This window comes from Glaciimonas sp. GG7, assembly GCF_052976905.1.
This window is the reverse complement of the sequence record NZ_JBRIIQ010000193.1, coordinates 1-2725: the sequence shown is the minus strand read 5'-3', so window position 1 is coordinate 2725 and position 2725 is coordinate 1. Positions and strand designations below refer to the sequence as shown.

At 53.2% G+C, this 2725-nt stretch carries 1 protein-coding gene and 1 pseudogene; both read left to right on the top strand.

What is annotated here, in order from left to right:
- A partial coding sequence (locus ACVBEF_RS20990) for a Y-family DNA polymerase (RefSeq protein WP_447125837.1) occupies positions 1–1009 on the top strand: 1009 nt, incomplete at its 5' end.
- A 616-nt stretch (positions 1010–1625) separates the two neighbouring features.
- Positions 1626–2725 (top strand): annotated as a pseudogene (locus ACVBEF_RS20985) (ATP-binding protein); the annotation flags it as partial.

Genomic DNA, 2725 nt, shown 5'->3' with positions numbered 1-2725 from the left:
CGACTACAGCCCCGATGTAGAGGTCTATTCCATCGATGAATCATTCCTCAGTCTCAACGGCATGAGCGGACTTTGGCCCAGCCTGACCGACATGGGGCAAGCGATCCGGCACCGAGTCAAACAGTGGACCGGGCTACCCGTCTGCGTTGGCATCGGCTCCTCAAAAACCCTCGCCAAGATGGCCAACCATATCGCCAAAAAGCAAGCCCCCTACAACAGCGTGTGCGATCTCACGAGCATGCATAGCGATGATGTCGACGAAGTACTTAGTCATATCGACGTCGGCGAAGTGTGGGGCGTTGGCCGCAAGATCAGCGACAGGCTGCGCGGCATGCATATCGACACCGTGCAAAAACTACGCACAGCGTCCTCCAAAGCACTTCGCGAACAGTTCGGCGTGGTGATGGAGCGTACCTACAACGAATTACGCGGCGTCTCTTGTCTGGCATTAGAAGAGATTTCGCCACCACGCAAACAGATTATTTCCTCGCGCTCTTTCGGTGCGACCGTGATGACCATCCGGGAATTGGAGGAAGCCGTGTCGTTGTACATGGCCCGTGCGACCGAGAAACTGCGCGGACAAAAATCGGTATGCGGGGCGATTCACGTTTTTGTTGAAACGGATCGCTTCAGATTCGATGAGCCGCAATACAACAACGGCATGACCGTACCGCTGCCGGAACCGTCGGATGATTTGCGGGTGCTGACTGCGTTGGCGCTGTATGGGCTAAAGCGTTTATTTCGGGAGGGATTTAAGTACAAAAAGGCGGGGGTGGTGTTGATGGATTTGCGTTCTGGGGCGATTGGGCAGGGGAGTTTGTTTGGCGGCGGTTCTTGCGGCAAGTATTCGCCTGCCGTGATGGGGGCGCTTGATGTGCTGAATACGCTGTATGGGAGAGATACCGTGCGATTGGGTTCTGCTGGTGGGGTCGGGCGCTGGGCTGCGCGATTTGAGTATCGGACGGCTCGATATACTACTGATTGGGAAGAGCTACCGAAATTAAAATAGGATGCTTTGGATTAAATCGACAATGGACCGAGAGTTTTCGATTGTTGAATTTCATTTGAGTCTGCTAAAGACTGGGTGCGGTCATTAGGTTTTGATGAGAGGCCAACCAGTTCTAGGATAATGTGTTTTTTGTCTGCATTGGAACGAATGACAGCTTAGTTAAGTGGACCGGCCGTTGACGGGAATGTTTCAACGAATGGCAGGTTTTGAAAAGCATGGCGAGCAAGTCTCGACCCAATCCAGCTCTTCATGCCGACGTTGGTTTAGCGGCAGGTAACTGAGCAAAGTCGAAATCCATAGACGACAAAGATGGCAACTTCACATCCGAAAGAAGGCGCTCAGTATGCCTCTCGACTAATTATTACCTTCGGGGAGCGCAAGTGCGCGCTTCAGATACTTTGCGGACATTCATCGCTTCGCGCTTCCGGGTGATTTCCATGACAGATTACTTGACCCTTGACCCTTGACCCTTGACCCTTGATTGGCGTCTGATTGTTTGACGTATGCAGGTATGGAAGTTTTAAGGTAGGATGACAACAAAAATACAATCGCCGGTAACCGACCAGTCAGTTCCTCAACTGATGGCTGCTTAACCAATTTTTTAATTAAGCTACCGATGCCGCAATCACCTGAACTCGCCGGCGGCGAGGGTTTTACTTTTGAGGGCGACGCGGCTGCGTTCTACCTCACCGCGTTGCTAGCCGAGGCCTATGCACCCGGTATCAATGATCGAACCGTTGTCTGCGTGTCGGTTCAGCAGCGCGACTTTGGGGAACCGCTCGATGATGTGATTGTTGATTTTGAAGACGTCGGAAAGAACCCCGCACGCCTTAGCCTCCAAGTGAAACGTTCGCTCACGATTAGTAAGGCAAGAACGAATACCGACTTTCGCGACATTATCCGCGACAGTTGGGCTACCTTAAAAAAGTCTGACTTCCGCGTCAATGCTGACCGCTACGGGGCAGCTGTCGGAACCGTCTCACGCGCCAAAGAACGAGCGCTCAAGACCCTTTGTGAATGGGCACGTGAAAGTCTGACGGCTGACCATTTTGACGCTCGCTTTGCGAAGGGAGGCAGCGCCAGCGCCGAATTAAAAGCGGTCAAAAACGACGTGGTTGCCTTAGTAAAAGAGGCGAAAGGGACACCATGCACGAGTGAAGAAGTGCATCAATTCCTTGCACATTTCGTGCTCATCCAGTTCGACTTCCTTCTCGAAGGTGCCACTGATCCCCCAGATGCCATTAATCGTATTCGAGAGTGCCTTGCGCCCGATGAAGTAGTCAAAGCACCCCTTCTCTGGTCGTGGGCCGTTCAACTAGCCCGCGCATCAGCCGGCAAGTCAGGTCAGTTTGATCGCGCGCGTCTTGTGCGCTCGATCGCACCTCTCGCTCGTCTTCGCGGCGCGACCTCCTTTCACCTTGACCTCCACAAGTTGACGGAACTCGCTAAGAGCTACGCCAGCCTTATTCCTGACGATGTTGACGGAACGAAACTCGACCGAACCTCGCTCCTTAAGAGCCTGGACGCAAAGCTCACCACGGCCCGTATCGTCCAGGTCCGCGGCCTGCCTGGATGTGGAAAATCAGTCGTGGTGAGGCAAGCAGTGGAGCGCGCGCTGGATCGCGGACCGGTCTTATTTCTCAAAGCCGAACAACTCGAAGGATACTCTTCGAGAGAAAATTCTTCTTCTCTGGTTTTGTCGAACCGACTCGCAAA